General features: G+C 71.7%; 19 protein-coding genes. 7 read left to right on the top strand and 12 right to left on the bottom strand.

Annotated features, from left to right (window positions below; genetic code table 11):
- Nucleotides 1–136: 136 nt before the first annotated feature.
- From trxA to ABD437_RS30895, 7 genes are all read right to left on the bottom strand, one after another.
- On the bottom strand, nucleotides 137–1,051 hold the full coding sequence (gene trxA, locus ABD437_RS30925) for a thioredoxin (RefSeq protein ID WP_344652478.1): 915 nt from the start codon (nucleotides 1,049–1,051) through the stop codon (nucleotides 137–139).
- Nucleotides 1,052–1,082: 31 nt separating this feature from the next.
- Nucleotides 1,083–1,400 (bottom strand): DUF3817 domain-containing protein, encoded by a 318-nt coding sequence (locus ABD437_RS30920; protein ID WP_344652477.1) that lies wholly within the window; start codon nucleotides 1,398–1,400, stop codon nucleotides 1,083–1,085.
- A 74-nt stretch (nucleotides 1,401–1,474) separates the two neighbouring features.
- A complete protein-coding gene (locus tag ABD437_RS30915) occupies nucleotides 1,475–2,290 on the bottom strand; it encodes a pentapeptide repeat-containing protein (RefSeq protein WP_344652476.1) in 816 nt (271 codons plus the stop codon).
- A gap of 10 nt (nucleotides 2,291–2,300) precedes the next feature.
- Nucleotides 2,301–2,630: a DUF6313 family protein gene (locus tag ABD437_RS30910; protein WP_344652475.1), complete on the bottom strand. Its 330-nt coding sequence runs from the start codon at nucleotides 2,628–2,630 to the stop codon at nucleotides 2,301–2,303.
- Entirely contained in the window at nucleotides 2,623–3,072 is a 450-nt protein-coding gene (locus tag ABD437_RS30905; protein WP_344652474.1) for a DUF6313 family protein, read from the bottom strand. The genes ABD437_RS30910 and ABD437_RS30905 overlap by 8 nt, the downstream gene beginning before the upstream one ends.
- A gap of 37 nt (nucleotides 3,073–3,109) precedes the next feature.
- On the bottom strand, nucleotides 3,110–4,063 hold the full coding sequence (gene meaB / locus ABD437_RS30900; RefSeq protein WP_344652473.1) for a methylmalonyl Co-A mutase-associated GTPase MeaB: 954 nt from the start codon (nucleotides 4,061–4,063) through the stop codon (nucleotides 3,110–3,112).
- Between the two features lie 81 nt (nucleotides 4,064–4,144).
- Complete coding sequence (locus tag ABD437_RS30895; RefSeq protein ID WP_344652472.1) at nucleotides 4,145–5,344, bottom strand: acetyl-CoA C-acetyltransferase; 1,200 nt, start codon at nucleotides 5,342–5,344, stop codon at nucleotides 4,145–4,147.
- Nucleotides 5,345–5,487: 143 nt separating this feature from the next.
- Between ABD437_RS30895 and mce the strand changes: the two genes are divergently transcribed.
- The 4 genes from mce to ABD437_RS30875 all read left to right on the top strand — a co-directional run bounded on the left by mce (nucleotide 5,488) and on the right by ABD437_RS30875 (nucleotide 15,061).
- A complete protein-coding gene (gene mce / locus ABD437_RS30890) occupies nucleotides 5,488–5,922 on the top strand; it encodes a methylmalonyl-CoA epimerase (RefSeq protein WP_344652471.1) in 435 nt (144 codons plus the stop codon).
- Between the two features lie 70 nt (nucleotides 5,923–5,992).
- Nucleotides 5,993–7,324, top strand: coding sequence for a crotonyl-CoA carboxylase/reductase (ccrA, locus tag ABD437_RS30885; protein WP_344652493.1), 1,332 nt, complete (start codon nucleotides 5,993–5,995; stop codon nucleotides 7,322–7,324).
- A gap of 192 nt (nucleotides 7,325–7,516) precedes the next feature.
- Nucleotides 7,517–8,878: a coiled-coil domain-containing protein gene (locus tag ABD437_RS30880; protein ID WP_344652470.1), complete on the top strand. Its 1,362-nt coding sequence runs from the start codon at nucleotides 7,517–7,519 to the stop codon at nucleotides 8,876–8,878.
- Between the two features lie 237 nt (nucleotides 8,879–9,115).
- Nucleotides 9,116–15,061: a hypothetical protein gene (locus ABD437_RS30875; RefSeq protein ID WP_344652469.1), complete on the top strand. Its 5,946-nt coding sequence runs from the start codon at nucleotides 9,116–9,118 to the stop codon at nucleotides 15,059–15,061.
- A 120-nt stretch (nucleotides 15,062–15,181) separates the two neighbouring features.
- On the opposite strand, the gene ABD437_RS30870 is transcribed toward ABD437_RS30875, so the two are convergent.
- Genes ABD437_RS30870 through ABD437_RS30855 form a run of 4 tightly spaced genes read right to left on the bottom strand, consistent with a single transcriptional unit; the run spans nucleotide 15,182 to nucleotide 18,739 of the window.
- A complete protein-coding gene (locus ABD437_RS30870; protein ID WP_344652468.1) occupies nucleotides 15,182–15,958 on the bottom strand; it encodes an alpha/beta fold hydrolase in 777 nt (258 codons plus the stop codon).
- 13 nt (nucleotides 15,959–15,971) lie between these two features.
- A complete protein-coding gene (locus ABD437_RS30865; RefSeq protein WP_344652467.1) occupies nucleotides 15,972–16,769 on the bottom strand; it encodes an alpha/beta hydrolase in 798 nt (265 codons plus the stop codon).
- Nucleotides 16,770–16,773: 4 nt separating this feature from the next.
- Nucleotides 16,774–17,055, bottom strand: coding sequence for a hypothetical protein (locus ABD437_RS30860; RefSeq protein ID WP_344652466.1), 282 nt, complete (start codon nucleotides 17,053–17,055; stop codon nucleotides 16,774–16,776).
- 10 nt (nucleotides 17,056–17,065) lie between these two features.
- Nucleotides 17,066–18,739, bottom strand: a complete 1,674-nt coding sequence (locus ABD437_RS30855) for a 3-hydroxyacyl-CoA dehydrogenase family protein (protein WP_344652465.1) — start codon at nucleotides 18,737–18,739, stop codon at nucleotides 17,066–17,068.
- A 213-nt stretch (nucleotides 18,740–18,952) separates the two neighbouring features.
- Here ABD437_RS30855 and ABD437_RS30850 point away from each other — a divergent pair, with 213 nt between their 5' ends.
- The gene (locus ABD437_RS30850; RefSeq protein WP_344652464.1) at nucleotides 18,953–20,467 is read left to right on the top strand and encodes an aldehyde dehydrogenase family protein; all 1,515 of its coding nucleotides are present in this window, start codon (nucleotides 18,953–18,955) and stop codon (nucleotides 20,465–20,467) included.
- Here the strand turns inward: ABD437_RS30850 and ABD437_RS30845 are convergent.
- Entirely contained in the window at nucleotides 20,457–21,461 is a 1,005-nt protein-coding gene (locus ABD437_RS30845; RefSeq protein WP_344652463.1) for an LLM class flavin-dependent oxidoreductase, read from the bottom strand. The genes ABD437_RS30850 and ABD437_RS30845 overlap by 11 nt on opposite strands.
- 77 nt (nucleotides 21,462–21,538) lie before the next feature.
- Here ABD437_RS30845 and ABD437_RS30840 point away from each other — a divergent pair, with 77 nt between their 5' ends.
- A complete protein-coding gene (locus ABD437_RS30840) occupies nucleotides 21,539–23,629 on the top strand; it encodes a S9 family peptidase (RefSeq protein ID WP_344652462.1) in 2,091 nt (696 codons plus the stop codon).
- Nucleotides 23,630–23,809: 180 nt separating this feature from the next.
- On the top strand, nucleotides 23,810–24,677 hold an 868-nt coding region (locus ABD437_RS30835; RefSeq protein WP_344652461.1), incomplete at its 3' end, for a HAMP domain-containing protein.

Genomic DNA, 24,677 nt, shown 5'->3' with positions numbered 1-24,677 from the left:
CGAGTTGCACGCGCGCCGGTGACGCCCGGTGACGCGACGGTGCCAGCGGTCACCCTAACCCGTACCGGCATCCGGTTTGGCCCGCAGGTAGGTGGACAAAAGCATCGAGGGGGCCATCTCTGGCCCCCTCGATACGTCAGAACAACGCGTTCGTCAGATCACGTCGCGCCTTGTTAACCACCGGATCGTCCGGCGGCGCGATCGCGAACAACTCGAGCAAATGGGTGCGAACTTTGTTTCGGTCGTCCCCGAAGGTTCGTTTCACAAGCGTGACCAGGCGGGCGAACGCCTGCTCGGCCAGACCGGAGACGAACTCGACGTCCGCGGCCAGGGTCTGGGCCGCCAGATCGTCGGGCGCGGCCTCGGCGGCCTCGAGCACGGCACGGCCGTCGGCGATGCCCTCCAGGCGACGCATCAGCGCGATCTGGGCCAGGCCACTGGTGGCGTTCGCGTCGTTCGGCGTCTCGGCCAGCATCGCCTTGTACGCGGCCTCAGCGGCGTCGAGGTCGCCCGCCTGGAGCTTGTCGTCGGCGTCGGCCAGCCGCGGGTCGGCGGGCAGTTCCGCTTCGCCACCAGCGGCTTTCACGACCGCGGCGAGCCACTGCCGGAGGTTGGCCTCCGGCTGCACGCCGGCGAACGCGTCGACCGGCTGGCCGTTCACGATCGCCATCACGAACGGAATGCTCTGGACGCGGAACGCCTGCGCCAGGCGCGGGTTGGCGTCGATGTCGATCTTGGCGAGGACCCAGGCGCCGCCGGCCTCGTCCGCCAGCTTCTCGAGCACCGGGGAGAGTTGCTTGCAGGGCTGACACCACTCGGCCCAGAAGTCGATGACCACCGGCGTCTGCAGTGAGCGCTGGAGGATCTCGTTCTGGAAAGTCGCCTCGGTGACATCGATCACGTACGGCGAGTTGCCGGCCGCGGCCGGCGTCGGGGCTCCCGCCGGCCCGCCACCGGCCGGCGCAGCCGCGGGCGAACTGGAGCGCAATGCGGAGAGATCGACGGCGCCGGCCAGCGAGGCGGCCGTCATGCGGGGATTCGGCTGTCGCATGCGTTCTAGTCTTCCACCCCCGCGGCGGTTCTCAGACTCCCGCGGGCTCCAACGTGCGTTCCGCCGCCTTCTTGACCGCCCAGCGCTCGAAGAACAGGGTGCCGAACGGCGGGATCGAGGCGATCAGACCGACGAGCGTGGCCCGGACGCTCCAGCCGGCCACCGGCCGCGTCAGCAGCACGGACACCAGGTAGAGGATGAACAGCGCGCCGTGGATCGGCCCGAAGATCTTGACGCCGATCTCGTTCTCGACGACGAGGTACTTGAAGACCATGCCGATCAGCAGACCGGTCCACGAGACGGCCTCGGCGAACGCCGCCAAGCGAAAGAATCGGAACGTGTTCGGCACCGTCGGGCTCCACTCCTGCCGGGTCTTTGTCGACACAGCGTAGACGAGTGGGGTGCGTGGCGGTAAGGCGACCCTCAGGCGGGGACGGACGCCCGGTGGCCGGCGGCCGGACGGACGCGATAGGTACCGGGGCCGATGAGCTCGGAGCGCCGCCGCACGGCCGCGGTGAGCGCGCCCGGCCACCGGGTCTCGTCGGACCAGACGACCGCGGACAGATCGGCGCCGTGCAACTCGGCGCCGACCAGGACGGCGCCGCGCAGATCGGCGCCGGTGAGATCGGCGCCGGACAGGTCGGCCCCCGCCAGCACCGCGTCCTCCAGGACGGCGCGGCGCAGGTTCGCGTCGGTGAACCGGGCCCGGCGGAACGTGGCCGTCGACGCGTCGGCGCCCGGCAGCTTCGCGCCGTCGAAGCGGGCGCCGTCGGCATCGGCCCCGACGAGGTGGGCCGAGCCCAGCTCGGCCTCGCGCAGATCGGCACCGGCCAGGTCGGCCGCCACCAGATCGGCGCACCGCAGCCGGGCGTGGACCAGATCGGCGTCGGCGAGGCGGGCCGAGCGCAGGTTGGCGCCGCGCAGATCGGCGTTCCGGAGGGCCGCGCCGCGCAGGTCGGCGCGGGCCAGACAGGTCTCGCGCAGATCGACGCCGGTCAGCTCGGCCTTCTCGAGCGCGGCGTCACGCAGGTCGGCGCCGCGCAGGTCCACCCCGTCGAGCCGGCCGGCGCGCAGCTCGGCGTCGGACGGGAGCAGTCGTGCGTCGAGGGCAGTACCCACCTCGACGACCGTCGTGGTGACCTGACGATCGAGCCATTCGGCCTTGGCCTCGGGAAACGCGGAGTCGAACAGCTCGCGGCTCAGCTCACGGAAACTTCCCCGCGGGGGGTGTTGGTCCATGAGGCCTCCTCTAACGGGAGTTCGCCATCGCGGCCTGCGGGCAGATGGGACACCGACCCTGGCGGGCCATCTTGTTCAAGAGTAGCGCGGATGCGCGAACCGCTCGACGTATCGCGAGTTCTCCGGACACATTGGGCTTGACGATGTCGGTGTCGAGCACCCGCGCGACCACGATCTCCCAGTGGGCCTGGGCGGCGCGCCAGCCCACCGCGTGGATGGCGACGAACGTCGGCACGAATTCGGTGGGCACGCCGGGCCAGCCGTTGGGCACCGGCACGAAACCGCGCCGCGTCCCCTCGGTGCCGGCCAGCTCGGCCAGGAGCGGGATCAGTTCACTCATCGCCCAGTTCCCGCAGGATGTCGCGGAGCTCGTCCTTGGAGATCTGCGGGAACTGCTCGTCGAGCCCGCGCGAGCGACGGGACGCGATCGAGTCGCTCACCACGTAACCGGCGACCGCGCCCGCGACACCCGGCATGACCAGCCACCCGGCGACCGAGAGGAACCAGGCCAGCACCGGCGCGCGGGTGTCGGCGGGCGACTCGATGCCGAGGCTCACGTCGTAGGCGTCCCGCCACCCGACGACGAACCCGGTGACGACGTAGAGCACGACGAGCCCGGCCAGCACCGGTAACCCGCGGAAGAGGATCCAGTACCGCAGGTTGCGCTGGTGCCCCCGGGAGCGCCACCAGCGACGCACCAGGTCACGCCGCCGCTCGTGCACGACGGCGGGAACCGGGAGGGGGAAGTCCGCCGGGAGGTCGGCGCCCGGTGACCGAGCCATACCGACAAACTACGGTGTGCAGCCCCCGGCGCGCCTCTCAGTTGGCGGTCTCGGCGAGCAGTTGGTCGGCGGCCGCGAACGGGTCGGTCCGCCCGGCCGCCACCTGCTCGGCGACGGTGTCCAGCGCCGCGCCGCCGCGGACCTCGCCGATCCGGGCGCGGAGCGTGGCCACCGCGATGGCTTCGATCTCGCGGGCGGCCCGGTGGCGGCGGCGGGCCGCGAGTTCGCCGGTGCGCTCGAGGTGGGCGCGGTGGGCGTCGATCGCCGCGACCACGTCGTCGACGCCCTCGGCCCGCGCGGCCACGGTCTTCACGATCGGCGGACGCCACGACCCGCGGTCACCCGCCAGCGCGAGCGCGCCGCGCAGGTCGCGCACGGTCGTCTCCGCCCCGTGGCGGTCGGCCTTGTTGACCACGTAGACGTCCGCGACCTCGAGGATGCCGGCTTTCGCGGCCTGGATCCCGTCGCCCATCCCCGGGGCGAGCAGCACGACCGTGGTGTCGGCCAGCGACGCGATCTCGATCTCGGCCTGCCCGACGCCCACCGTCTCGACCAGCACCACGTCGAACCCGGCGCCGTCGAGCACCCGGATCGCCTGCGGGGTGCCCCAGGCCAGGCCGCCCAGGTGACCACGGGAGGCCATCGACCGGATGAAGACGCCGGGGTCGGTCGCGTGCTGTTCCATCCGGATCCGGTCACCGAGCAGCGCGCCCCCGGAGAACGGCGACGACGGGTCGACCGCGAGCACGCCGACCGTCTTCCCGGCCGCCCGCAGCGCCCCGACGAGCGCGTTGGTGCTGGTGGACTTCCCCACCCCCGGCGCACCGGTCAACCCCACGACATACGCCCGCCCGGTGTGGGGGGCGAGCGCAGCTGCGACCTCACGCACCGCCGGGCTCGCGTTCTCCACCAGGCTCACCAACCGCGCCACCGCCCTGGGCACCCCGTCGCGCGCCTGCGCGACAAGTTCCCCGACCGACCCCCTCCCCACAAAAACCTCCCCGGAAATCTGCGGACTCAGTGCTGTCTCACGGGCTCGCAGGGGCGCAGAAAGCCCGCAGATTTCCGAGCGTCAGGAGGAGGTGGGGACTTTGAGGATCAGGGCGTCGCCCTGGCCGCCGCCGCCGCACAGGGCCGCCGCGCCTACGCCGCCGCCACGGCGTTGGAGCTCCAGCGCCAGGTGCAGCGCGATCCGGGTGCCGGACATGCCGATCGGGTGCCCCAGCGCGATCGCGCCGCCGTTGACGTTGACCTTGGCGTCGATCTCCTCGGCGGAGAGCCCGAGCGCACGCGCCGAGTGCACGCCGACGGCGGCGAACGCCTCGTTGATCTCGATCAGGTCGAGGTCGGCGACGGTCAGCCCCTCCTTGCCGAGCGCGTGCTGGATCGCGTTCGACGGCTGCGGCAGCAGCGAGTTGTCGGGCCCGGCCACGTTGCCGTGCGCGCCGATCTCGGCCAGCCAGGTCAGGCCCAGCTCCTCGGCCTTGGCCTTGCTCATCACGACGACCGCGGCCGCGCCGTCGGAGATCTGCGACGACGAGCCCGCGGTGATCGTGCCGTCCTTGGCGAACGCGGCACGGAGCTTGCCCAGCGTCTGGGTGGTGGTGTCGGCACGCACGCCCTCGTCGGTGGCGAAGCTGATCGGGTCGCCCTTGCGCTGCGGGATCTCCACCGGCGTGATCTCGGCGTCGAAGACACCGTTCTTCTGGGCGGCCGCGGCGCGCTGGTGGCTGCGTGCGCTGAACGCGTCCTGGTCCTCGCGGGTGAGCCCGGCGACGCCGGCGAACTTCTCGGTGGACTCGCCCATCGCGATCTTCTCGAACGAGTCGGTCAGACCGTCGTGGGCCATCGAGTCGAGCACCTCGATCGAGCCGTACTTGTAGCCGGCCCGCGACTTCGGCAACAGGTGCGGCGCGTTGGTCATCGACTCCATGCCGCCGGCCACCACGATGTCGAACTCACCGGCGCGGATGAGCTGGTCGGCCAGCGCGATCGCGTCGATGCCCGACAGGCACACCTTGTTGATCGTGATCGACGGGACCGACTGCGGGATGCCGGCCTTGATCGCCGCCGGGCGGGCCGGGTTCTGACCGGCGCCGGCCTGCAGCACCTGGCCCATGATCACGTACTGCACCTGCTCGGGCGTGACACCGGCGCGCTCGAGCGCGGCCTTGATCGCGACCGCGCCGAGGTCGGACGCGGCGAAGTCCTTCAGTGAGCCCTGGAGCCGTCCCATGGGGGTACGCGCGCCGGCGACGATTACCGAGGTCATGGGAGACGCCTCCGATAAGTAAGTATTTCGGGGATGTCACGCCACCATACCGATGGGTAGCTTGATTCGGCCCCGTGAGAGAGACCACAGCTTTTCGCAGGTCGCGTGCGTACCTTCGCGGTCACGCTGAGAGGAGGCCACCGATGGCCATTCGCCGGATCGACCACGTCGGTATCGCCGTTGCGGACCTGGACGAGGCGCTCGCGTTCTACCGGGACACCTTCGGCCTGATCGCCGAGCACGAGGAGATCAACGAGGAGCAGGGCGTCCGGGAAGCGATGCTGGTGCCCGCCGACGGTGACCCCTCGACCGCGCGCCTGCAGCTCCTCGCGCCGCTGCGTCCGGACTCCGCGATCGGCAAGTTCCTCGACCGCACCGGGCCCGGCATCCAGCAGATGGCGTACACGGTCGACGACGTCGAGGAGACCAGCGCGGAACTGCGCGCCAAGGGCCTGCGCCTGCTCTACGACGCCCCGCGCCGCGGCACCGCCGGCTCACGCATCAACTTCGTCCACCCCAAGGACGCCGGTGGCGTCCTGGTGGAACTCGTCGAGCCCGGTGGACTGGGTCACAGCTGAACAATCTGAATCGCTACTGGTAAGTAACATCGGCCGCCACCGACCCCCCGTGATCTTGGAGGCGCCGACCGTGAAGCAGATCCTCGAAGCGATCCTGTCTGACGAACTGGACGCCGTAGGCGGTCTCGAGGTGCCGGAGTCCTACCGCGGCGTGGTGGTCCGGAAAGACGAGGCGGACATGTTCGCCGGACGCGACAGCCGCGACAAGGACCCGCGCGAATCGCTGCACGTGCAGGACGTGGCGACGCCCGAGCTCGGGCCGGGCGAGGCGCTGGTGGCGGTGATGGCCAGCGCGGTCAACTACAACACCGTGTGGACGTCGATCTTCGAGCCGGTCTCGACGTTCGGGTTCCTCGAGCGGTACGGGCGGCTCTCCCCGCTCACGAAGCGGCACGACCTGCCCTACCACGTCGTCGGCTCGGACCTGGCCGGCGTCGTGCTGCGCACCGGGCCCGGAGTGAACCTGTGGAAGCCCGGCGACGAGGTCGTCGCACACTGTCTCTCGGTGGAACTCGAGTCGCACGAGGGCCACGACGACACGATGCTCGACCCCGAGCAGCGCATTTGGGGATTCGAGACGAACTTCGGCGGGCTGGCCGAGCTGGCGCTGGTGAAGGCCAATCAGCTCATGCCCAAGCCGTCGCACCTGTCCTGGGAGGAGGCGGCGTCGCCGGGGCTGGTGAACTCCACCGCTTACCGCCAGCTGGTCAGCACCAACGGCGCCGCGATGAAGCTCGGTGACACCGTGTTGATCTGGGGCGCCTCCGGTGGCCTCGGTTCGTACGCCACCCAGATGGCGCTGGCGTCCGGCGCGACCCCGGTCTGCGTGGTCTCGAGCCCCGACAAGGCGGACATCGTGCGCTCGATGGGCGCGGAGCTGGTGATCGACCGCACTGCGGAGGGTTACCGGTTCTGGACCGACGAGCACACGCAGGACCCCCGCGAATGGCGTCGTTTCGGCGCGAAAATTCGAGAACTGACCGGCGGCAAAGACCCCGACATCGTGTTCGAACACCCGGGTCGCGAGACATTCGGCGCGAGCGTCTTCGTGGCACGAAAAGGTGGCACGATTGTCACCTGTGCGTCGACGTCCGGATATCTCCATCAGTTCGACAATCGTTACCTCTGGATGAACCTCAAGCGCATTATCGGATCGCATTTCGCGAACTACCGAGAGGCGTATCTCGCTAACGATCTGATCGCCACCGGGAAGATTCATCCGACGCTGTCGAAGGTGTACCCGCTCGAGCAGACCGGGCAGGCCGCCTACGACGTCCACCGGAACCTGCACCAGGGGAAGGTCGGGGTACTGGCGCTGGCACCGGAGGAGGGTCTCGGGGTGCGGGACGAGGAGAAGCGCAGCCGGTACGTGGACGCGATCAACCGGTTCCGTTCCCGCTGATCGGGGCGTGCCGCCGGCCGTGGCGAGTCGCCTCGTCACGGCCGGCGGCGCGTCCGGCCAGGGGCCGTGCGTCGGTTCGGGCGAGTCGCCTATCAGCCGAACCGCCGTACGGTGTGTCGCGTGGGAATTTCGCGTCGAATGTGAGACAGGGTTCGCTAGATGCGGCCTTGCGGGTCTGCGATAGTGGGCGGCATGCAGCCGACCCCCACCGACAACAACATGTCGTTCTTCGACTCCTCGAACACTGATCCCGGCTTCACCATCGCGCTGCGGGGGTACGACCGGCACCAGGTGAACGAGCACTTACAGCGGCTCAACACCGAGCTGAGCCAGCACCAGTCGACGAAATCCGAGGCCGAGCAGAAGCTCGCCGAGGCCCAGCACCGCGTGCGCGCCGTCGAGCAGCAGCTCACCGCGCTGCAGCAGCAGATGCGCAGCCAGCAGAAGCAGCTCCAGGAGAACTCGAAGCCGACGCTCTCCGGGCTCGGCACCCGGGTCGAGCAGCTGCTGCGTCTGGCCGAGGAGCAGGCCAACGAGCACCGCACCGAGGCGGAGAAAAAGGCCGAGGAGACGCTCTCGGCCGCCCGCCTGCAGGCGCGTGAGCTCACCGAGAAGGCCCGCGCCGAGGCGCAGGCGGTCAAGGTGGCGGCCGAGCGGGACGCCGCGGGGGTCAAGGAAGGCGCCGACCGCGAGGCCGCCGAGATCCGCGGCGAGGTCAACCGCGAGATCGAGATCAACCGCGCCACCGCCGACCGCGAGGTCCGGCAGGCCCGGTCGACGGCCGACCACGAGGTCGCCGAGCTCAAGGCGCGGGTGCACCGCGAGGTGGCGCAGCTGCAGGCCACCGCCGAGCGCGAGGCCACCCAGCTGCGTGCCGCGGCCAAGCAGGAGACCGAGCAGCTGCGCAACAAGGTCAAGGCCGAGACCGAGCAGCTGCGCACCACCGTGCGCCAGGAGAGCGAGCAGCTGCGCACCGAGGCCACCCGCGAGGCCGAGCAGAAGCGCGGCGAGGCGAGCCGCATCCTGGCCGAGGCGCGCGAGAAGCGCGACAACGACCTGCAGGAGCTGGAGCTCAACCTGGCCGAGCGCCGGGAGCGGGCCGAGCAGGAGGAGTCGCAGCGGCACGCCGCCGCGGTCGCCGAGACGCAGAAGCTGGTCGGCGAGGCCGAGCAGCGCGCCCGCGTCGCCGAGACCCGCGCCCGCGAGGTCGAGGCCCACACCGAGTCCCGCCGGAAGGCCGCCGAGGCCCAGGCCAAGGACATCGTGGAGAAGGCTCGCGCGCTCGCCGAGAAGACCGTCAACGAGGCGCGGGCCGAGGCCGAGCGGCTGGTGTCCGACGCCACCGCGACCGCCGACCACAACACCACGCAGGCCAAGCGTCAGGTCGCGGAGCTCACCACGCAGCGCGACGCGATCACCACCCAGCTGGGTCAGCTGCGCGAGATGCTCGCCGGCCTGGTCGGCGGCGGCGCGGCGGCGGCCACGGTGGCGAAGGCCGCCGAGGCGGCCAAGGTCGAGCCGGCCGAGGCCCCGAGCGCGAACGGTCGAGGCTGATCTCTTCACCGTCTGTCCGGGTGGCTGACCACGGCGTCGTGGTCAGCCGTTCGGTGGTGGCTGCACACCTGAGCGGTGCGGTGGCCCGGCGTTCTGGCCGGGCCACCGACACGATCCGCCCGGGCGTGAAACGATGTGCCGATGAGTCTCGCTTCACCGGCGATTCCCATCACCCTGTTGCAAGGCGCCTGACCGCCGTACTGGGGGTCTGGCCCGGAACGATGCGAGTATGACTGCATGTCGCAGGAGGACGGGCACGGCCTTCTCCCAGTGAGCGGCGGCGAACCACTGCCGTCGTTCGAGGTGGTGCTGCGCGGATACGACCGACGTCAGGTCGAGGACGCGTTCAGCCGCCTGGAAGGTGAGCTGAGCGCGGTCGCAGCCGACCGCGACGCCGCCTACGGCAGATCCGACGCGTACGCCGCCCAGGTGGAGCGTCTGCACAACGAGATCGAGCACCTGCGCGGCGAGATCTACCACCTGCGCCAGCAGCTCGAGTACGCCGTCCGCAACCCGCACGCCGAGGTCAGCGCACGCGTCCAGCAGATTCTCGACCTGGCCGAGGCCGAGGCCAACGAGATCCGCGCGACCGCGCAGAACGAACTGGTCGGCGCACGCAACACCGTGCAGCGGGCGGCCGCCGAGGCGGAGGCCGCGGCGCACCGCGTCCTCGACGACGCCGCGCGCGACGCCCGCGGGCTGCTCCGCGACGCCGAACTGGAGATGACCCGCCAGCGCGAGGAGGCCGAGCGCGAGCTCGTCGACCACCTGATCGGCTTACGCGAGGAGATCTCCCGCGCGCAGGAGGTCATCGACGAGAACGAGGCCGAGGCCCGCCGCCGGGCCGAGTCGATCCTGGCCGACGCCCAGGAGCGCGCCACCGCGATCCCCCTCGACGCCGAGGCCTACGCCGACGAGGTGCGTTCCGGCGCCGACGAGTACGCCGGCTCCGCGCGCGACGAGGCCGACGCCTACGCGGCACGCACCCGCGCGGACGCCGAGTCCTACGCCAACCAGCTGACGACGGCCGCGAACGAGCGTCTCTCGGCCGCCGTGAACGAGGCCGAGGAGCAGGCCGAGTCGCTCGCCGCCGAGGCGCGTGAACTCGCGAGCGCGATCGAGGCCGAGGCCCGCGAGCGGGCCGACGCGCTGGTGGCCGAGGCCGAGGCCCGGGTCGCGGCCGCCGACCAGCGGGTCGCCGACGCGGAGGTCGAGGCCGCCGCGGCGATCAAGAAGGCCGACAACCACGCCGAGAGCATCGCCCGCGAAGCCGACGACTACGCCCGCAGCGCCCGCGAGGGGGCCGACGAGTACTCGAAGAACACGCGCAAGGAGGCCGACGACCACGCCGAGCGAGTCGCCCGGCTGGCCGACGACCACGAGAGCACGGTGCGGCTCGCGGCCGAGGAGTACTCGGTCAGCACGCGCCGGGAGGCCGACACATACGCGTCGGCCGCGCGCTCCGAGGCCGACGCCTACCAGACCTCCACGCACCAGACCGCGGACGAGTACCAGGCCTCCACCCAGCAGGCCGCCGACGAGTACGCGGCGAACACCCGGCGCGAGGCCGACGAGCACGTCGTCGCCGCCCGCCGCAAGGCCGACGACCAGGCCGAACGGGTCGCGCGGGAGGCCGACGACTACTCCAAGGACATCCGCAAGGGCGCCGACGAGTACGCGACGCGCACGAAGGCCGACGCCACCGCCGAGGCCACCCGCCTCACCGAGGAAGCGGCGGCCGAGGCGGCCCGCGTCACGAGCGAGGCGAACGAGGCCGCCACCCGCGTCACCGGCGACGCCGCCGCCGAGGCCCAACGGCTCACGTCCGACGCCCAGCGCCGGGCCGCCGAGCTCACCGCGGAGGCCGAGGCGCACCGCACGGCGGTCACCACCGAGGCCGCCGGCGAGGCCGAGCGCATCGTCACCGAGGCCCAGCGGGCGGCGTCAGCGCTCACCGCGCAGGCCGACGAGCAGGTCCAGACGATGATCGACGCGGCCGAGCAGCAGGCCGCCACGGTCACCCGGGAAGCCACCGAGAACGCCGAGAGCACCGTCGCGCAGGCGCAGGACCGGGCCCGCACGATCATCTCGGTCGCCGAGGCCAGGGGCCTCGACCTGGTATCCAACGCCGAGCGCCGGGCCCAGGAACTGGTCGCCGACGCCGAGCGGCACGCGGCGAAGGTACGCAGCACCGGCGAGGAGAAGGCGTCGTCGCTGGTCGCGAAAGCCGAAGAGCGCGCACGCGCACTGCAGGCGGACGCCGAGCAGCGGGCCGAGGCCGTGCTCACCGAGGCCGACGAGCAGGCCAGCCAGGCCGCCGCCGACGCCGCCGAGGCCACCGCCGACGTGTTCCGGCGGGCCCGCGAGGCCGAGGACAGCGCCGCGAAGGCCGTCGCCGACGCGGAGGAACTGGCCGCACGCACGATCACCGAGGCGGAGGAGAAGGCCGCCGGCGTCGTGCGCACCGCGGAGGAGAAGGCCGCCGCGCTCCGCAAGGACGCCGAGGAACTCGCGCGCAAGGCCGAGGAGGACCGCGACGAGTCGGCCGCGCTGCTCCGCGACGCGCAGGAGAAGCTGAACGCCGCCGAGCAGGAGTCGGCCACCACGATCGCCGGCGCGAAGATGGTGGCCCGGCGCAAAGCCGGCGAGCTGATCGCGGAGGCCGAGAAACAGGCCACCGAGACGACGTCGACGGCCGAAGCGCTGGCCAACGAGACGATGAAGTCCGCCGACGACCACGCCGAGCGCGTCGCCCGCGAGGCCGACGACTACGCGGCGACCACCCGGCGCGGCGCCGACGAGCACGACACGAAGGTGCGCGCGGAGGCCGACGACTACGCGGCGACCACCCGCCGGGAGGCGAACGAGCACGCCACCCGGGTGAAGACCGAGGCCGACACGCACCGCGCCACCGCGGAGAAGGCCGCCGCCGACGTGACCGCGACGGCGCAGGCCACCGCGGCCGAGCTGGTGTCGAACGCGGAGGCGAAGGCCGCCAAGCTGCTCTCCGAGGCCACCCAGGTCGCGACCGCGGCGACCACCGAGGCCGACGAGTACGCCGCGCGGGTGCACGCCGAGAGCGAGGAACTGTCGCGGTCGGCCACCGAGGAGGCCGCGGCGCGCTCGGAGCGCATCATCCAGGACGCGATCACCGAGGCCGAACGCATCACCGCGGACGCCAACACGAACGCGAAACAGACGATCGACAACGCCCGCTCCCAGGGCGCGACGATGAAGCGCGACGCGGAACTGCGGGCCCGCAACACGAAGGAAAAGGCCGGGCTCGAGGCGCACAGCACGATGCGCAAGGCGCGCGAGGAGGCGGAGAAGACCGTCGCCGGCGCGCGCAAGGAGGCGGCGCGCCTGAAGGCGGAGGTCGAGGCGCTGATCGAGCGCCGGGAGCAGATCAACGGCGAGATGAACCGTCTGCAGGACGCTTTGTCGGGGCTGGGGGGAGGTCTGTTCGCGAACCTGTCCGCCGTGACGGCGGCGGTGGCCCAGTCCGAGCCGCCGGTTTCCGCGGGCGAGGCGGCCGCGGCCTCGGAAGGGGTGCCATCCGCCCAGGGCGGGGATGCTGGGCGTGATGGCGCTGGGGTGAACGGTGGTGGTTCGGCGGCTGGTGAGTCGCGGGACGAGGTGGCGGCGAAGGTCAGTGCGGCGGCGCCGCCGGCCACGCCGACGGTGCGGCTCTCTCGCAGCGAGCCGGGTCCGACGCAGTCGAGCGATGCCGAGAAGTCGGACGACGCGGGCGTGGCCGGGGCCGGAGCCGGGCAGGCTGGTTCGGACGTGCGGATGCCCCGACCCCGATCGGCCGAGCCCGACGAGTCGATTTCCGTGAAGCTCCAGTCCGAGAAGACCGAGTCCGAGTCCGGACGGCCCGAGTCCGCGAAGGCCCCGTCGGTGAAGACCGGGACCGGGCGGTCCGAGCCGGGAATGTCGGTATCCGGCGGGCCGGAGAGCGGAAGTTCAGAAAGCGGCGGGCCCGGGGCTGGACGTACGGAGAACGCACGGCCAGGCAGTGAAAAGCCCGAGGCCGGGCGGGCGGAGACCGGGCGGGCGGGCAGCGGAAAGTCTGAAGCCGGACGGCTGGAAAGCGGAAGGCCGGAGGCTGGAGGGCCCGAGGCTGGAAGTTCGGAAAGCGGAGAGACCGAGGCTGGGAAGCTTCGCGCCGCAAAACCTGATGCCGCAAAGTCCGACGCGCGAAAGCCCGACGCGGGAAAGTCCGAGGGCGCGAAGTCCGAGGGCGCGAAGTCCGAAGGCGCGAACTCCGAGGGCACGAAGTCCGACGCGGGGAAGCCCGAGGCGGGGAAGTCCGAGGCTGGAAAGTCTGAGGCGAGGAAGCCCGAAGCTGGAAAATCGGAGACGGGGAAGCCCGAGGCTGGAAAGTCGGAGGCGGCGAAGGTCGAGGCGGGGAAGTCGGAGGCTGGGAAGCCTGTCGGGGCGGACGCGCAGTCGGCCGAGTCTGAGTCGCCCAAGCCTGCTGCGCCGCGGCAGACCTTGGGCGCACGGCTGGCCGCCAGCCCCACCCACGTGCCCACGTCCCCGGCACGCCCGCCGGTCCTGCCGACTCCCGCACCTCCGCCGGCCGCGGAGCGCACCTCCTCCGGCACGAGCCCGGCCGGCACCGCACCCGCCCGCTCAGCGAGCGCGTCCCACGGTGCCCCGGCCCAGCCCGCCGCGCCCGGAAACGAACCCGGCGGCTCCCCGACCGCCAGGACACCGATCGCGGACTTACAGGCCCCCGGGCCCCAGGCACAGGGAACCCCGGCATCTGGCTTCCCGGCATCCGGTTCCCCGGCATCCGGTTCCCCGGCGTCTGGTTCCCCGGCGTCTGGTTCCCCGGCGTCTGGTTCCCCGGCGTCTGGCTCCCCGGCGTCTGGTTCCCCGGCGTCTGGCTCCCCGGCGTCTGGTTCCCCGGCACCCGGCTCCCCGGCGTCTGGCTCCCCGGCGTCTGGCTCCCCGGCGTCTGGCTCCCCGGCACCCGGAATCGCGGTACCTGGAGCCTCAACGCCCAGGCCAGCCGCAGGCTCCTCCGGTCCCAGGACACCAGGTGGAGGCACCCCAGCATCCAGGCCACCGGCCGCAGGCTCTGCGGGCCCCCGGACATCGGGCGCTGGATCTCCGGGACACCTGACTGGCATGCCAGTGGCCCCGACGCCCAGGACTCCAGGCGCGGGTACTCCGGCATCCGGAAACCAGGCGCCTCGGAACCAAGCCCCCGGAAACCAAGCCCCCGGAAACCGGGCCGCCGGAATCCAGGCACCCCGGAACCAAGCTCCCGGAAGCCACTTGCCTGGTAACCCCACGCCCGGAAACCCCACGCCTGGCAATTACGCGCCTGGGAACCACGCGACCGGCGGGTACGCGCCTCGGAACCAAGCGGTGGGCTCCCCCGCACCTCGGACACCCGCCGCGAATCCCCCGGCTGCCGGGAACCCGGTGCCTGGGAACCACGCGCCCGGGAACTACACGCCGCGGAACCAGGCGGCCGGCGCACCGGCGCCGAGGACACCGGCTGCGGGCTCACCGCCAGTCGGGAACCAGGCACCCGGTAGCTACGCGCCGCGGGGCCAGGCGGCGGGCTCGCCCGCGCCCAGGACACCGGCTGCAGGCTCACCGGCGGCCGGGAGCCAGGCACCCGGGAACCAGGCACCCGGTAGCCAGGCACCCGGGAACCGCTCGGCTGGAAACCGCTCCGGTGGCAACCAGGTGCCGAGGGGTTACTCGGCAGGAAATCAAGCTCCTGGGGCCCATGCCGGAAGTCAGGCACCTGGGGGCCACCCGGCCAGCAATCAGGCGTCCGGGGGCTACCCGGCGGGGAATCAGGTACCTGGAGGCCACCCGGCCGGGAACCAGGCGCCGGGGAATCACTCGCCGCGGAATCAGGCGGTGGGGGGCTCTGCGGGTCGGGGCTCGGGGGCTGGCTCGCCGACGGGCGGGGTTCAGGCCGGTGGATCACCAGTGCCTGGATCGCAGACGGGTGGGTCTCCGGCTTCGGCTGGGAAGGACGGGCCTGCTGGGAACGGGCGAGGGCCGAGTGACGATGGTGATCGGGGTAACCGGTCGCGGTCGATGCTCGGGCTCGTTGACGACGACCGTGCGGCGGTTGGGGTCGGGCCCACTCTTGACCTCACCTGGCGTGCGGATCGTGGCAACGACCGGCGCGACGGTAAGCCAGCCTGACCCGAGCGTTCCGCGCCCAGCCCGACACACGACCGGCCAGGCGCGACCCCGGCCGGACCAAACCCGGCCGGGCGCAACCCAGCCAGGCCCAGCACGAGCCGGCCCCACCCGAAACCCCGCTCAGACCCTTGCCAGCAGGGTTCGGACTGCTCCGTCGAAAGCGGTCGGGTCCTCGATCGCCGTCATATGACCGGCATGCGGAATCTCCACCACCTTCGCGTCCGGCAATGCCGACGCCATGGCCTCGACGTCCCGGTCGGTGATCAGCGCGTCCTCCTCCCCCGCGATCACCAGGGCGGGCACGTCGGCTGCGCGCAGTACGTCGAGCGAGTCCGCGCGGGACGCCATCGCGTACTCCGCCCAGGCCGCGGCCTCCGGGGGTGCGGCCCGGATCGCGGCTTTCACGGCGTCGGCCACGGCGGGTTTCGCCGACCTGGTGGTCTCGCCCAGCAAATTCGTGAACACGTTCTCGATCAGTGGCTCGGCCGAGTGCGTGTGTTCCAACGCGTGCGCGATGCCGATCCGGTTCGCCGCGGCTTTGTCGTTGTCGGCGGTGGCTTTGGTGTTCGCCAGCACCAGCCCGCGCACCCGCTCCGGGTAGCGGCGCAGGAAATGCATCGCGACGTAGCCGCCCATCGACGCGCCGCCCAGGACGACCCGGTCGAGTTCCAGGTCGTCGAGGAGCAGTGCGAGGTCGTCGACGAGCACGTCCATCGACGGTTCCTCGTCGCCGAGCGGCGAGTCGCCCCAGCCGCGCTGGTCGGGCGTGATCAGCCGGCAGGTGTCGGCCAGCAGCCAGTGCTGGGTGGCCCACATCGCCGAGGAGAGCGGGAACGCGTGCAGCAGCACCAACGGCGTGCCGTGTCCGCTCTCCTGGTAGGTCAGCTCGACCGTCACGGTTCCCCCTGCGTTATTCGGCCTGCGGCGAAGGACGAGGCACGTCCGCGAACGCCGCCACGGTCTGGTCGGCGTACTGGCTGGCATCCCCAGTCTCTATCGGGCCGTCGTATTCACGTGGGAGCGGGACCGCGTCGGGCGACACGATCCGCGCCACGATCTCGTCAAGCACGCGTTCGGCATAACCCACCCAGAGGTGTTTCGCACCGGCCACGGGGACTATTTCGGCCTGTTTGAGCGGCGCGAACCGCGACACCGCCTCCTCGGGCCGGAGGAAGTCGTCGAACTCCGGCACCAGCGCGGTCACCGGCTTCCCCGAGGAAGCCCACGTCTCCAGGTCGGCGGCGCGCGAGAACCGCAGCGGCGGCGACAGCAGAATCGCCCCGACGATGCCGGGGTCGCACCCGTACATCAGCGCCAGGTCGGTGCCGAACGACCAGCCCAGCAGCCAGGGGTTGGGAAGTTCCTCGAACTCCGCGTACTCGATCGCCGCCCCCACGTCGAAGCGTTCGTCCTCGGCCCCGGAGAAGGTCCCCTCGGACGTGCCTCGCGCCGACGTCGTCCCGCGGGTGTTGAAGCGCAGCACCGCGACGTCGGCCAGCGCCGGGAGACGCCAGGCGGCCTTGCGGAAGAGGTGGCTGTCCATCATGCCGCCGTGGGTGGGCAGCGGGTGCAGGCACACCAGCGTGGCGACGGGCGGCCGCGACACCGGCAGCGCCAGTTCACCGACGAGCGTCAGCCCGTCCGCGGTGTGCAGTGTGATGTCCCGGCGGTCAGCCGGCAGAACGGAGTTAGCAACGATGCGAGCCACGTGCTCATCGTCGTCGGTGTCGCGCCGCCCAACAAGGTGAGTGCCAGTGGCGGCGGTCGTCGGGGGTGGCCTGGCCGGCCCAGGAGCCGGCTTCGGGCCACACCACGACGTGCGCCGTCCCGGGCCGGACCTCCTGGTCGCAGCCCGGGCAGCGGTACGTCTTCGTACTGGACGTGCCGGCCAGGTGACGCACGACCCAGCCGTCCTCGACGGTGTCGACGACCGGGACGTACGGGTCGCGCGGACCGGGTTCCCGGCGCCGGGAACGATGGGAACGTGGGCTCACGCCCTCAAAACTACTTGCGCGCGTAGTCGCGGAAGCCCCGGGACGTCTTGCGGCCCAGATACCCGGCCGCCACCAGGTGCGACAGCAGCGGCACCGGTTCGAACCCGGGCTCGTGGAACTCGGCGTGCAGCTCCTTCTGGATCGCCAGCGACACGTCCAGGCCCACGACGTCGAGCAGCGCGAACGGCCCCATCGGGTAGCCGAGTCCGAGCGTCACCGCGGTGTCGATCTCGTCGGCGTCCGCGTAGTGCGCGTCGAGCATCGCGATCGCGTCGTTCAGGTACGGGAACAGCAGCGCGTTGACGATGAAGCCGGCCCGGTCGCGGCAGTCCACCGGGTGTTTGCCGAGCGACGACGTCACCGCGTGCGCGGTCGCGACCACGTCCGGCGCGGTGGCCACCGTCGACACGATCTCGACCAGCTTCATGACCGGCGCCGGATTGAAGAAATGCAGCCCGACGACGTCGTGGGGCCGTTTCGTCGCGGTCGCGCACTCGATCACCGGCAGGCTGGAGGTGGTCGTCGCGAGCACCGCACCGGGCTTGCACACCGCGTCGAGCGTCCGGAACAGCTCACGCTTGACCGCCAGGTCCTCGACGACCGCTTCCACCACCAGGTCGACGTCGCTCAGGTCGTCGTGCGTGGCGCTGCCGGTCACGCGGCCGAGCACCGCGTCCCGGTCGGGCCCGGCGAGCTTCCCCTTGGACACGGCCCGGTCCAACGACTTCGTCAGCGCGGCGAGCACCCCCGCGCTCTTCTCCTCCGACCGGGTCACGAACACGACGTCGTACCCGGCTTTCGCGAACACCTCGACGATCCCGGTGGCCATCGTCCCGGAGCCGACCACGCCGACCGTCCGCACGGTCCGCTCGTCCGCGGAGACCCTCTCGGCGTCGGCGTCGGACACCGCGACGCCGTCGGCGTACGTGTAGAAGCCCCGGCCGGACTTCACGCCGCGTAACCCGCCCGCGATCATCTGCTTGAGCAGCGGTGCCGGCGCGTGCCGCCGGTCGCCGCTGCGGGCGTGGAGCGCGGTGAGCACGTCGAACGTGGTGTCGAGCCCGATCCGGTCGACGACCGCGAGCGGCCCGAGGGGCAGGCCGCAGCCGAACCGCATCGCGGCGTCGACGTCGTCGCGGGTGGCGTACCCGGACTCGACGAACGACACCGCCTGGTTGAGGTACGCGAACAGCAGCGACGAGGTGATCCGGCCCGGCCGGTCGCCGACGACGAGCGGGTTCCGGCCGAGGCGCTCGGTGAGCAGGTCGACCGCGTCGTCGACGACGTCCGAATCGGTGAACACGGTCCGCACGACCTCGACCAGGGAGTCTCCGGTGAACTGGAGCCCCAGCACCCGGTGCGGGTGTGCCGCGGCCACCGCCAGCTCGGTCACCGACAGCGCCGAAGCGGCCGTGGCCAGCACGGTGTCCGGTCGCACCACGTCCCCGAGTGCGGCGAAGATCCGCTGCTTGAGCTCGAGCCGCTCGGGCACGGCCTCGATCACCAGGTCGACGTCGGCCAGGGCGTCCAGGCCCGACGCCACCGGCACGTTCACCCGGGCCCTGGCCGCCTCGTCCGGGTCGACCCCGACCACTTCGACGCCGGCGCGGGCGAACGCCTCCGCGAGTCCGGCTCCCAACGTTCCCAGTCCGACGATTCCGATGCGCGCGAAGTTCCTGGACACGGTCGCCCCTCTCCTAGCTGGCCGTGAGGTGCGCCGAGTTTTCCATACTGATCAGTAACTTGGACCCGACCATGGTCCGCATCACACCCCTTGCGGGCCTCTGCCCGCATCTGAACCGAGTCACCTGGGTTACTCACGAGTCAAGTTCGACTTACCGACGAGTCAGATCGGTCCTAGACTCACGCCGAGCCCCACCCCACCAGGGAGGTCCCGATGACCGTGACCGAGCGTCCCGGCACCCCCACGTTCACCGACGGCTTCCTCGTGTCGTCGAGCCCCGCCACCGGCGCCGAGGTCGGGCGGGTCGCGGTGACCGACCCGGACGACGTCCGTGCCGCCGTCGCGACCGCCCGCGCGGCGTCGACCTGGTGGGCCGGCCTCGGGTTCGGCGGGCGTCGTGCCCGGCTGCTGGCCTGGCGCGCGCTGATCGTCCAGCGCCTCGACGAGATCACCGATCTCATGCACCGCGAGAACGGCAAACCCACCGACGACGCGATGCTCGAACTGTTGATCACCGTCCACCACCTGGACTGGGCCGCGAAGAAGGCGGCCAAGGTGCTCGGCCCGCGCCGGGTGCCGTCCGGGATGCTCTCGTCGAACATCGCCGCGTCGCTGGAGTACCAGCCGCTCGGCGTCGTCGGCGTGATCGGGCCGTGGAACTACCCGGTGTTCACGCCGATGGGGTCGATCGCGTACGCGCTGGCCGCCGGCAACGCCGTGGTGTTCAAGCCGAGCGAGTACACCCCGCTGGTCGGCAAGTGGCTGATCGACACGTTCGCCGAGGTCGTGCCCGAGTACCCGGTGTTCACCGGCATCTTCGGCGGCGGCGAGACCGGTGCGGCGCTCACCGCGGCCGGCGTCGACAAGATCGCGTTCACCGGCTCCACCGCGACCGGCAAGAAGATCATGGCCGCCGCCGCGAACACGCTGACGCCGGTGCTGATCGAGTGCGGCGGCAAGGACCCACTGCTCGTCGACGCGGACGCCGACCTGGACGCCGCCGCCGAGGCCGCGGTCTGGTCGGGGATGTCCAACGGCGGCCAGACCTGCATCGGCACCGAGCGGATCTACGTCCACGAGGCGGTGTACGAGCCGTTCCTGGCCAAGCTCACGGCCACGGCGAAGGCCGTCACCCCCGGTGAGGCGGTCGACGCCGCGTACGGGCCGGCGACCATGCCGTCCCAGCTCGACGTCATCCGCCGTCACGTCGACGACGCGCTGGCCCGCGGCGGCACCGCGGTCGTCGGGGGCGCGGAGTCGGTGAGCGGGCCGTTCGTCGGCCCGGTCGTGCTCACCGACGTCCCGGAGGACTCCGCCGCCGTCCAGGAGGAGACGTTCGGCCCGACGCTCACCGTCAGCAAGGTGCGCGACATGGACGAGGCCGTCGAGCGGGCGAACGCGACGTCCTACGGGCTCGGCGCCTCGGTGTTCTCGAAGCGGCGCGGCATCGAGCTCGCCCGCCGGATCCGGTCGGGCATGACCGCGGTGAACTCCGTGCTGTCGTTCGCGGGCGTGGCCGCGCTGCCGTTCGGCGGCGTCGGCGACTCCGGGTTCGGCCGCATCCACGGCGAGGACGGGCTGCGCGAGTTCACCCGCCCGAAGTCGATCGCGCGCCAGCGCTACCCGCTGCCGATGTCGATCTACAGCTTCGGTCGCACCGACAAGACGAACGCGCTGCTGATCAGGAGCATGCGCCTGCTCTACGGGCGGGGCGCCCCTAAGCGGTGACGTCGAGCGCCTTCGCCAGCAGCTCGTAGGAGCGGGTGCGGGCCTCGAAGGACGGAGCCGGGGTCGCGAGGATCAACTCGTCGGCCTCGGTCTCCTCGAGCAACGCACGCAACCGGTCGGCGACGAGATCGGGCGTGCCGACGTTCAGGCGGTCGCCCATGCCCTCCCGGGCCGCGGGGTAGGACGACGAGGCCGCGAACTCGCGCAGCTCGTCGGGCGAGATCGGCCCGGGCCGCCCCGACCGCAGCTTCGCCATGTTCAGCGTCCAGTAGGCCGCGAACTCCTCGATCTCCCGCGTGTCCTCGGAGGCGAACGCGATCGTCGACACGCTGCTGCGCGGTGCGTCCAGGAACGACGACGGGCGGAAGTCGCGCCGGTAGGCCCGCAGCACCGGCCCGGCCAGCTCGGGGTTGATCTGGTGCGCGAAGCTCGCCGCCAGCCCGTTCACCGCCGCGAACCGCGCCCCGTAGTCGCTCGAGCCGAGCACCCACAGCGACGGGATCCCCGGCACGACCGGCGTGGCCTGCACCCGGCGGAACGGGTGGTCGTCCGGGAAGCCGTCGGTGAGGAACGCCAGCAGCTCCCCCATGAGCTGCGGGAAGTCGTTGCCCATCACTTTGTCCTCGGAGCCGCGCAACGCGAGCGCGGTGAGCCCGTCCGTACCCGGCGCACGGCCCAGCCCCAGGTCGACGCGGCCCGGGTACATCGCCTCGAGCGTCCGGAACGTCTCGGCGACCTTCAGCGGCGCGTGATTGGGCAGCATGATGCCGCCCGAGCCCACCCGCAGCGTGCTGGTGGCCGCGCCCACCCGCGCGATCAGCAGTTCCGGCGCGGTACACGCCAGCGTCGGCGAGTTGTGGTGCTCGGAGAACCAGATCCGCTGGTACCCGAGCCGTTCGACGTCGCGGGCCAGCTGCACGCTGGCGTCGATCGCGTCGGTAGCGGTACCGCCGTACTGGATGCCGACGAAGTCGAGTACTGAAACAGGCGCCATGCCGGTATCAACCCTGCCCATCCGGAGACATTCCCCGTTTCAGCGAATCGTCGGTCCGACGCAGTACGGTGCTGCGCATGACTACTCCTCCGGTCGCCAAGCGGATCCCGTTCACCCGGAGCTTCCACGGCGACGACGTCGTGGACGACTACGCGTGGCTCGCCGACCGGGAGAACCCGGACACGATCCCGTACCTCACGGCGGAGAACGCCTACACCGAGCAGGCCACGGCGCACCTCGCCGGGCTCCGCGAGACGCTGTTCGACGAGATCAAGCGACGCACGCAGGAGACCGACCTCTCGGTGCCCAGCCGCAAGGGCGACTGGTGGCACTACAGCCGCACCGAGGAGGGCAAGCAGTACGCGATCCACTGCCGGCTCCGCGCGGAGCCGGGCGTCACGACGCCCCCCGAGACGAAAGACGGCACCCCGCTGCCCGGCGAGGAGGTCGTGCTCGACGAGAACGCGCTCGCCGGCGACGAAGCGTTCCTCTCACTCGGCGCCTTCGACATCAGCCCCGACGACCGGCTGCTCGCCTACTCCACCGACTTCGCCGGCGACGAGCGCTTCACGCTGCGCATCCGCGACCTGGGGACCGGCAAGGACCTCGCCGACGAGGTGCCGAACACCTCGTACGGCACCGCCTGGTCGGCCGACGGCACCGAGCTCTTCTACCTCACGGTCGACGACGCGTGGCGTCCGCACCGGGTGTGGCGGCACACCGTCGGCACCCCGGCCGATCAGGACACGATCGTGTTCGAAGAGCCCGACGAGCGGTTCTGGGTGGGCGTCGGCCTGTCCCGCAGCGAGGCCTACGTCATCATTCAGGCCAGCAGCAAGACCACCAGCGAGGTGCGTGTCCTCGACGCCGCCGCGGCCACCGGTGAACCCCGCCTGATCGCGCCCCGGCGCGACGGCGTCGAGTACTCGGTCGACCACCAGGCCGCCGGGCCGAACCGCCCCGAGCGGTTCCTGGTCCTGCACAACGACGGCGCGGAGAACTTCACGCTCGCCACCGCCCCGATCGACGCCCCGGCCGAGTGGACGCCGCTGATCCCGCACGACCCCGCGGTGCGCCTGGCCGACGTCGACGCGTTCGCCGGCCACGTCGTCGTGCACCTGCGCAAGGACGGTCTCACCGGGCTGCGCGTGCTCACCGAGGGCGAGCCCGACCGCGACCTGACGTTCCCGGAAGCCGTCTACACGGTCGAGCCGGCCGGCAACCCCGACTACGGGACGACGCTGTTCCGCCTGCACTACACGTCGCTGGTCACGCCCGACTCGGTCTACGACTGCGACCTGGCCACCGGCGAGCTCACGCTGCGCAAGCAGCAGCCGGTGCTCGGCGGGTACGAGCCCGACGCCTACGAGCAGTTCCGCGAGTGGGCCACCGCGCCCGACGGGACGAAGGTGCCGATCTCGATCGTCGCCCGGAAGGACACCCCGCGGGACGGGTCGGCTCCCTGCCTGCTCTACGGCTACGGGGCGTACGAGATCAGCATCGACCCCTGGTTCTCGGTCGCCCGGCTCTCCCTGCTCGACCGCGGCTTCGTGTTCGCGGTCGCGCACGTCCGGGGCGGCGGCGAACTCGGCCGGCACTGGTACGACGACGGCAAGCTCCTGCGCAAGAAGAACACGTTCACCGACTTCATCGCGGCCGCGCACCGCGTCGTCGAGGCCGGGTGGACGTCCACCGAGCGCCTGGTCGCCCGGGGCGGCAGCGCCGGCGGGCTGCTGATGGGCGCGATCGCGAACATGGCGCCGGAGGCGTTCCGCGCGATCGTGGCCGACGTGCCGTTCGTCGACGCGCTGACGTCGATCCTCGACCCGTCGTTGCCGCTCACCGTCACCGAGTGGGAGGAGTGGGGCGATCCGCTGCACGACCCGGAGGCCTACGCGTACATCCGCTCGTACGCCCCGTACGACAACGTCGAGGCGCGCCCGTACCCGGCGCTGCTCGTGCTGGCCGGGCTGAACGACACCCGGGTGCTCTACCACGAGCCGGCCAAGTGGGTCGCCAAGCTCCGGGCGGCCGGCGCGAACGACGTGCTGCTGCGTACCGAGATGGGCGCCGGCCACTCGGGCCCGAGCGGCCGGTACGACGCGTGGCGCGAGGCCGCGTTCGCCACCGCGTTCATCATCGACGTCGCGGGGGCCGCCCCGGCATGACCGGCGACGGTACCCGGCTGCTCTCCGATTACACCCGTTAACACTGCAAACTCTCAGTTCGCTGGTCGCCGGGCCGACAGAGAAATGAGGCGCCCGTCAGCCCGGCACGCGCCCTGACGATTCGAGGCGGCGCTCGTGTCTGCGGTGTCCCGGTTGAACCAGGGGTTCCAGAACCTCCGGATGGCAGTGAAGCTGAGCGTGCTGATCGTCGTCGGCGTCGCCTGCGCACTGGCCGTGGGCGCGATCGGGCTCCGGTCGCAGGCTCAGCTCTCCGAGCAGTCGGAGCGCATCCGCACGCTGGAAGTCGCCAAGGCCGCGCTCAACCACGTCGACACCCGCAACGCGGAGCTGAAGGTCGACGGCTACCGCTCGCTGATCGAGACCGACGACCTGGCGTCGGTGCAGAAGGACACCACTGACGACGCCGCCTCGATCGACGACGCGGTCGCCGCCGTGAACGACGCCGGGCTGCCCGCGAACCTGCAGGCCCAGTTCGACGCGATCGGCCCCGACCTGAAGACGTTCACGACCACGGTGACGACGCTGGTGAGCACCGCGGGCACGAACTACGCCGCGGCCCGCGCGAACGAGGGGCAGATCGCCGAGACCAACCACGCCGTCGACGACAAGCTCGAGGTGCTGCACGAGGCCGTCGACGCCGCGATCGTGCAGGAGCGGGCCGACATGGACGCCACGTCCAGCTCGGCCACCCGCGCGGTGCTGATCACCGTCCTGCTGGCGCTGGCGCTCCTGCTGCTGTTCGCGATCCCGATCGTGCGTGGCATCACCCGCCCGGTGGCCCGGATGCGCGCGGTGCTCGACGGGCTGGCCAGCGGTGACCTCACCCGCTCGGCCGACATCACGAGCCGCGACGAGGTCGGGCAGATGGCGGTGTCGCTCGACGCGGCGACCGCGAGCATCCGCGAGGTGCTCGAGGCCGTCGGCGAGAACGCGACCGCGCTCACCCGCTCGTCCCAGCAGCTCTCCGAGGCCAGCGCCAGCATCGCCGACGCCGCCGACGAAACCAGTTCGCAGACCACGGTGGCCT

Origin of the sequence: Cryptosporangium japonicum (assembly GCF_039524755.1) — a bacterium.
GTDB classification, from domain to species: domain Bacteria; phylum Actinomycetota; class Actinomycetes; order Mycobacteriales; family Cryptosporangiaceae; genus Cryptosporangium; species Cryptosporangium japonicum.
The sequence above is the reverse complement of the archived record's forward strand: the minus strand, read 5'-3'. Positions and strand labels throughout refer to the sequence as shown.

Bases quoted from the DNA above. Each gene is read 5' to 3' on its own strand.
- trxA (WP_344652478.1), bottom strand. From the start codon at position 1,051: ATGCGACAGCCGAATCCCCGCATGACGGCCGCCTCGCTGGCCGGCGCC.
- ABD437_RS30915 (WP_344652476.1), bottom strand. From the start codon at position 2,290: ATGGACCAACACCCCCCGCGGGGAAGTTTCCGTGAGCTGAGCCGCGAG.
- ABD437_RS30910 (WP_344652475.1), bottom strand. From the start codon at position 2,630: ATGAGTGAACTGATCCCGCTCCTGGCCGAGCTGGCCGGCACCGAGGGG.
- ABD437_RS30905 (WP_344652474.1), bottom strand. From the start codon at position 3,072: ATGGCTCGGTCACCGGGCGCCGACCTCCCGGCGGACTTCCCCCTCCCG.
- ABD437_RS30895 (WP_344652472.1), bottom strand. From the start codon at position 5,344: ATGACCTCGGTAATCGTCGCCGGCGCGCGTACCCCCATGGGACGGCTC.
- mce (WP_344652471.1), top strand. From the start codon at position 5,488: ATGGCCATTCGCCGGATCGACCACGTCGGTATCGCCGTTGCGGACCTG.
- ABD437_RS30880 (WP_344652470.1), top strand. From the start codon at position 7,517: ATGCAGCCGACCCCCACCGACAACAACATGTCGTTCTTCGACTCCTCG.
- ABD437_RS30875 (WP_344652469.1), top strand. From the start codon at position 9,116: ATGTCGCAGGAGGACGGGCACGGCCTTCTCCCAGTGAGCGGCGGCGAA.
- ABD437_RS30850 (WP_344652464.1), top strand. From the start codon at position 18,953: ATGACCGTGACCGAGCGTCCCGGCACCCCCACGTTCACCGACGGCTTC.
- ABD437_RS30845 (WP_344652463.1), bottom strand. From the start codon at position 21,461: ATGGCGCCTGTTTCAGTACTCGACTTCGTCGGCATCCAGTACGGCGGT.
- ABD437_RS30840 (WP_344652462.1), top strand. From the start codon at position 21,539: ATGACTACTCCTCCGGTCGCCAAGCGGATCCCGTTCACCCGGAGCTTC.